Raw genomic sequence first — 263 nt, 5'->3', positions numbered from 1 at the left:
ATATCACGGTCTGCGGTATAACAACATTTAGGACATTGATAGGTGCGCTCACTTAGCTTTAAATCAACTTTTTTATAACCACATTGATGGCATAACTTAGAAGTTGGTTCAAAACGGCCAGTTAAGTGTACCGGAATACCTAACTGCTGGCATTTAGAAACTAGCTTAATTCTAAAGTTATAAAAGCCTTGGTAACTAACTGCTTTAGCTAAATGCCAATTTTTCATCATACCCTTAACATTCAAGTCTTCTAAGGCTATCCA

General features: G+C 36.1%; 1 protein-coding gene. It reads right to left on the bottom strand.

Going from position 1 to position 263, the window contains the following annotated elements; all coding sequences use genetic code 11:
- On the bottom strand, nt 1–230 hold a 230-nt coding region (locus tag AC6H04_RS10460; RefSeq protein ID WP_497571612.1), incomplete at its 3' end, for a zinc ribbon domain-containing protein.
- Between the last annotated feature and the right edge of the window lie 33 nt (nt 231–263).

This window comes from Secundilactobacillus sp. MJ173 (assembly GCF_059704265.1).
The sequence above is the reverse complement of the archived record's forward strand: the minus strand, read 5'-3'. Positions and strand labels throughout refer to the sequence as shown.